At 64.5% G+C, this 6,051-nt stretch carries 6 protein-coding genes and 3 tRNA genes; 8 read left to right on the top strand and 1 reads right to left on the bottom strand.

Features of this window, described 5'->3' with window-relative positions:
• Nucleotides 1-26: 26 nt before the first annotated feature.
• Nucleotides 27-524 carry a chemotaxis protein CheW gene (locus tag CR103_RS19700; RefSeq protein ID WP_099917630.1) on the bottom strand — a complete coding sequence of 166 codons (498 nt, stop codon included), beginning with the start codon at nucleotides 522-524 and terminating at the stop codon, nucleotides 27-29.
• A gap of 256 nt (nucleotides 525-780) precedes the next feature.
• Here CR103_RS19700 and CR103_RS19705 point away from each other — a divergent pair, with 256 nt between their 5' ends.
• The 8 genes from CR103_RS19705 to CR103_RS19735 all read left to right on the top strand — a co-directional run.
• Entirely contained in the window at nucleotides 781-1,803 is a 1,023-nt protein-coding gene (locus CR103_RS19705; protein WP_099917631.1) for a DUF3369 domain-containing protein, read from the top strand.
• A 166-nt stretch (nucleotides 1,804-1,969) separates the two neighbouring features.
• On the top strand, nucleotides 1,970-2,404 hold the full coding sequence (locus tag CR103_RS23640) for a response regulator (protein WP_229443673.1): 435 nt from the start codon (nucleotides 1,970-1,972) through the stop codon (nucleotides 2,402-2,404).
• A 30-nt stretch (nucleotides 2,405-2,434) separates the two neighbouring features.
• Nucleotides 2,435-3,601, top strand: coding sequence for a tetratricopeptide repeat protein (locus CR103_RS19710; protein ID WP_229443675.1), 1,167 nt, complete (start codon nucleotides 2,435-2,437; stop codon nucleotides 3,599-3,601).
• Nucleotides 3,602-3,641: 40 nt separating this feature from the next.
• A complete protein-coding gene (locus CR103_RS19715) occupies nucleotides 3,642-5,189 on the top strand; it encodes an HDOD domain-containing protein (RefSeq protein WP_099917629.1) in 1,548 nt (515 codons plus the stop codon).
• Nucleotides 5,190-5,493: 304 nt separating this feature from the next.
• Nucleotides 5,494-5,578 (top strand) — tRNA-Tyr (locus CR103_RS19720).
• A gap of 51 nt (nucleotides 5,579-5,629) precedes the next feature.
• Nucleotides 5,630-5,703, top strand: a tRNA-Gly gene (locus CR103_RS19725).
• Between the two features lie 52 nt (nucleotides 5,704-5,755).
• Nucleotides 5,756-5,830, top strand: a tRNA-Thr gene (locus CR103_RS19730).
• Between the two features lie 98 nt (nucleotides 5,831-5,928).
• A partial coding sequence (locus CR103_RS19735) for a GTP-binding protein (protein WP_017454492.1) occupies nucleotides 5,929-6,051 on the top strand: 123 nt, incomplete at its 3' end.

A 6,051-nucleotide genomic window follows, 5' to 3' on the forward strand; every position in this document is an offset into this window, starting at 1 on the left:
TCGCGCGCCGGGGCATGCATCCCGGCTTACGTGGCCGGATTGGCGATCAGCCGCATGTCGCTTGACGACATCAGCTTGTCGAGGTCGATCAGGATCAGCATGCGCTCGTCGACGGTGCCGAGCCCGATGATGTAGTCGGCGTCGATGGCGCCGCCCATTGCCGGCGCCGGCTTGACCTGTGCCGGCGACAGCGTCGTCACGTCCGACACGCTGTCGACCACCATGCCGACGATGCGCCCGCCGAAATTGAGGATGATGACGACCGTGAACTGGTCGTACGAGGGCGTGCCGAGCCTGAACTTGATGCGCATGTCGATCACCGGGATGATGATGCCGCGCAGGTTGATCACGCCCTTGATGAAGTCGGGAACATTGGCAACCCGCGTGACCGCCTCGTAACCACGGATCTCCTGCACCTTGAGGATGTCGATCCCGTATTCTTCGGCGCCGAGCGTAAAGGCGAGAAATTGCTGGCCGGCGCTGTCGCGCCCGGCGCCGGCGGATGAAGAAGAGGGTGCTTGCATGGTAAATTCCTTGTCAAAATTGCGCTGCGCCGCCCAAGAGTAGCAGAGTCGGACCTTGCTGGCGAGGCGCGGCGAGGCGACGGCGGTGCGCATCGCGCGCCTCTAGTGCCTCTAGTATATCTCGCGCATATGGCTGGAAAACGTTGCAACAGCGTCGAAAACTGGACTTGACTTCCTGTTTGGTTATAATTTGAGCAGTTCCCGGCGCCGGATCGCCCGATCAGGTATGTGCTGCGGCGCCCCTGACGGAAGCGGCATGGACAACCCCGACAACCTTGACGATGACAACTGGCTGATCGACGATGACGCCGAAGCCGGCGCGGTTGTCGGTACGCCGCATCCCCAGGCTTTGCGGCGGCCATGGCGGGTCTTGGTGGTCGACGACGACGCCGACGTCCATGCGGTCACCCGGCTGGCGCTGCGCAACGTCAGCTTCATGGGCCGCGAGCTCGAGCTGTTCTCGGCCTACAGCGCGGCCGCGGGATTCGAACGGCTGCGCGACACCGCCGACATCGCGCTGGTGCTGCTCGACGTGGTGATGGAAACCGAGGACGCCGGCCTGGTACTGGCGCGCCGCATCCGTGAGGAGCTCGGCAACCATTGCGTGCGCCTGGTGCTGCGCACCGGCCAGCCCGGCCAGGCGCCGGAGCAGCGCGTCATCGTCGACTACGACATCAACGACTACAAGGCCAAGACCGAGCTGACCACGCAGCGCCTGTTCACCGCCGTCATCTCGGCCCTGCGCGCCTACGACACGCTGACCATGCTCGAACGCACCCGCGCCGCGCTGGCCAAAATCGTCGCCGCCACCCCCATCCTGTACCACGCCGGCCCGCTGCGCCAGTTCGCTGCCGGCGTGCTGGCCCAAGCCGGCGCCGTGTTCGATGTCGGCGCCGGCGGCATGCTGTGCCTGATGGCCGCCGGCGCTGCCGGGCCGGCGGTGCTAGCCGCCACCGGTGAATTTTCCGGCCTTGCCGATCCGGCCGGCCTGTCCACGCCGGGGCTGCTGCCGGCCGGCCATCCGCTGCTGGCCGCGTTTGCGCGCGCGCTGCACGTGAACGCCAGCCAATATGAACCGCAGGCCACGCTGTTCCTGCTCCATACCCAGCAGCAGCAGCGCCTGTGCATCGCCGTCAGCCCGCCGCCCGTGGCGCCGGAGCAGCGCGATCTGCTCGAGCTGTACTGGCAGCGCATCGCCGCCGCCTTCGACAATCAGTACCTGTTCGACCAGTTGTGCATGACCCGGCAAGCGGGCGCCAAACTGCCGGCGCCTTCGTGAACTGTCGCGCCGGGCCGTCAACACCGCAGCTGCGCGGGGCAGGCGCGGCCGATTTAACTATTTCCCCGACTGCGCCGTTATATACTCGCCGCATAAGGCTTCGCACAGGTAATCCCATGGCGCGCACCGGCACCGGCGCCGTCCGGCATGACAGGAAAAACAACTGATGAATGAACTAGACGGACTGTCCGCGCTGATTATCGAGCCGCACGCCGGCATGCGCGCGAGCATCCACAGCATGCTGAGCCTGTGCGGACTGACCAAGATCGACCATGCCGGCAGCGCCAACAACGCGGTGCGCCACCTGACCCTGAAAAGCTTCGACCTGGTGCTGTGCGAATACGACCTCGAAGGCGGCCAGGACGGCCAGCAGCTGCTCGAGGATCTGCGCCACCACAAGCTGATCAGCCTGTCGACCATGTTCTTCATGGTGACGGCCGAAGGCGCCTACACCAAGGTGGTCAGCGCGGCCGAACTGGCCCCCACCGACTACATCCTCAAGCCGTTTACCGCCGACCGCCTGCTCGAGCGGATCGGCCGCGCGCTGCAACGTCGCAACGTCTTCATGCCGGTGTATCAATTCATGGAAGTGGGCAACTAGCGCGAGGCGATCGCCGCCTGCATCGAAGGGATGACGGCGCATCCGCGCTACGTCATCGATTTCCTGCGCCTGCGCGCCGAGCTGCACATGTTCCTCGGCGAGCCGGCCGAAGCCGAGCCGATCTACCTGCAGCTGATCGAGGCGAAGGCGATTGCCTGGGCCAGGCTTGGGCTGGCCAAGACGCTGTTTATGCGCGAACGGTTTTTCGAGGCCCAGGGCATGCTTGAGAACCTGGTTGACAGCAACAAAAAATTCGTCGATGCCTACGACTGGCTGGCCAAGACCCACGCCGCGGTGGGCCAGCTGGAAAAGTCGCAGGCGGTGCTGGCCGAAGCGGTGGCGGTGTCGCCGCATGCGGTGCGGCGGCTGCGCAAACTGGGCGAGCTGGCGCTCGAAACGGGCGACACCGAGACCGCCGAGCGGGTACTCAAGCAGGTCGTCAGCAAGGCCAAGTACTCGGAGTTTCGCGACCCTGAAGACCACGTCAGGCTGGTGCAGACGCTGGTGCGCAAAGGCGACCCGGTGCAGGCCGCCGCCGTCATCCGCGACCTCGACAAGTCGATGGGCGGCCAGAAGAACGTCGGCGTATGCAGCGCCATTTCGTCGGCCATGGTGCATGAATACACCGGCAACGAAGTGCGTCTGAACGAGTCGCTCACCGTGGCGCTGGCTGGCGCGAAAGATGCGCCGGGCCTGTCGTCGGACACGAAAATGGAATTGGCGCGCAACTGCCTGACCAACAACCTGGAGCAGGGCGCCGCCGACGTCATGCGCGACGTCATGCAGAACGCACCCAACAGCGCGGCGATGGCCAAGGCGATGGGCGTGTTTGAAAAAGCCGGCCGCGCCGACCTGGCGCACAGCGTGGCGCAGGAGAGCCGCCAGCGGGTCGTTGACCTGGTTGGCGCCGGCGCCACCAAGGCCCGGGAAGGCGATTTCCACGGCGCGGTGGCGTTGATGACCGAGGCTGTGGCCCGGCTGCCGGACAATTCGCAGGTGGTGTTCAACGCCGCGGTAGCGGTACTCAAGTGCCTCGAAAACAACGGTTGGGAAGAACGGCTCGCGCGGCAGGCCATCGCGCTGATCGACAGCGTGCGCCGGCTCGACCCGGTCAACCCGAAGCTGCCGGCGCTGGCCGGCCTGCACCAGCAGATCCTGACGCGGTACGGCAGAGGCCCGCGCGCAAAGCAGGCATGATGCGGCACGCCTTATAAAATACGAGAATACGGACACAGTTATGGCAGGCGATCCACACCAGCAGGGCCAGGCCGGCGAAACGCGCCGGGTGCGCGCCGCGCTGATGAACAAGGTATGCGGCGGCGACGACATGTTCGCCCTCGGCACCTCGGTGGCGCGGGTAGTGCAGATGGCATCGTCGGACGACCAGGGCACGCACGACCTGGCGTATTACGTGCTGTCCGACGTCGCGCTGACCCAGCGCATCCTGCGCCTGTCGAACACCGCCACCTACCGCACGGCGTCGGGCACCTCGGTGACCACCATCTCGCGCGCCATCTCGCTGCTCGGCTTCGACAACGTCAAGACGACCGCGCTGGCGATGCTGCTGGTCGACGCGCTGTCGAACAACGATCACGCCCAAAGCGTGCGGGTGGAGCTCGAAAACGCCTTGTGCGCCAGCCTGGTGGGCCGCGAGATCGCCCGCACCAGTTTGTACCAGGGCGCCGAAGAAGCCTCGATCGCGGCATTGTTCAAGAACCTGGGGGCGCTGCTGGTCGCCACCCACGAGCACGCGCGCTACCGCGAGATCGTCGCGCTCGCCGCCGGCGGCAAGCATACCCAGGGCCAGGCCTCGCAGATGATCCTCGGCTGCAGCTACGACGCGCTGTCGGAGGCGGTGCTGGCGGAATGGAAGATCCAGGAAGTGATCGTGCGCTCGCTGGCGCAGCTGCCGTCCGGTATCCAGAAGCCGGCCGCCAGCCGCGGCGAATGGATGCGCCAGGTCGCTTCGTTCAGCCTGGAGGTGTCGACGCTGCTGGCGCGTTCCTTCAATCCGGCCGCCACGCCGGACGCGCGTGCGCTGCTGACGCGCTACAGCGTGGCGTTGAACCTCGACGCCGACCAGCTCGAGGACCTGTTTGCCACCGTGCAGACCCACATGACGAGCCTGTTGCGTAGCATGAGCCTGCAGCCTTTGCCGCGCGTAGCGCCGCAGCTCGCAGGCGACGGCCTGCCCAACGTGCTGCTGCTCGCAACCATGGACGCCGGCGAAGCGACCGGCGACAGCTGTCACCCGAGTGGCAAGCCGCACAACGCCCGCCAGCTGCTGCTGGCCGGCGTGCAAGATGTCACGCAGATGCGCGCCAGCGGCGACGCCAAGCTCAATGACGTGATCCTGGCGGTGCTCGAAACCTTGTACCACTCGATGGGCTTTCGCTTCGCCACGGTGTGCCTGAAAGACGCCCGCAGCGGCCAGTTCCGTGCCCGCGTGGCGTTCGGCGAAGAGCACCAGCGCCGCCAGGGCGGCTTCGCGTTCCCGATGGCGTCATCGCCCGACCTTTTCCACCTGGCGATGGAAAACGACGCCGACCTGATGATTGCCGACGCCAGCAGCGCCAAGATCCGCGAACTGCTGCCGGCCTGGCACCGCGCGCTGCTGCCGGACGCGCGCAGCTTCATCGTGCTGCCGCTGGTGGTGAACAAGGTGCAGCTCGGCCTGTTCTACGCCGACCGCGCCGACCCGGCGCCGGAAGGCGTGCCGCCTGACGAGGCGTCGCTGATCAAGGCGCTCAAGGGGCAGGTGCTGCTTGCGCTGACCCCTAGCTGACCCTTAGCGGCCATAAACGCGCAGAACTGCGCCGCCGGCATCGGCTTTGCAAAATAATTCCATTGCGCTTCGTTGCGGTCACGATCGCCGCGTCGTTCGGATCGGTCTTGATGTCGGCGAGGCATGGCTGACCACCTCACTTAATTCCAGATGAAATCGCTTCCGTTTGATGGACGCTTGCAGTATTCCAGGGGGGCGGTTACAATCACGCCCCGAAGCAAGTTAGTCGTCGATTCAGCGGAGAATATTCCGCGAAAATGGTTGACACTGTTTAGTGCTTGCTTCATACTCTGCGGTTCCTCGCGGAGGGGTGGCCGAGTGGTTAAAGGCGGCAGACTGTAAATCTGCTCACTATGTGTACGCTGGTTCGAATCCAGCCCCCTCCACCAAGTTTTGCAAGTAAGTTGCTGCGGTTTGAAGAAGTGAAGATGTTGTACCTCGCGGGTGTAGCTCAATGGTAGAGCAGAAGCCTTCCAAGCTTACGACGAGGGTTCGATTCCCTTCACCCGCTCCAGTCGTACTTGTAATGCCCGCGTGCATCGCATTGCATTGTCATACCCGATACCGCCCTTTTAGCTCAGTGGTAGAGCACTCCCTTGGTAAGGGAGAGGCCACGTGTTCAATCCACGTAAAGGGCACCAGAATTCAGTACCCGCAGGTCGCAGTAAAATCTACAGACAGTCAGGCTGGGCGTCACACGACGTGGCTGGCAATTTTTCAAAATCGTTAGGAGTCTAAAATGGCAAAAGGTAAATTCGAACGGACCAAGCCGCACGTCAACGTCGGCACCATCGGTCACGTTGATCACGGCAAGACGACCCTGACGGCTGCGATCGCAACTGTGCTGTCGAAGAAATTCGGC

Source organism: Massilia psychrophila, assembly GCF_002760665.1.
Taxonomy (GTDB): Bacteria; Pseudomonadota; Gammaproteobacteria; order Burkholderiales; family Burkholderiaceae_D; genus JAFCUW01.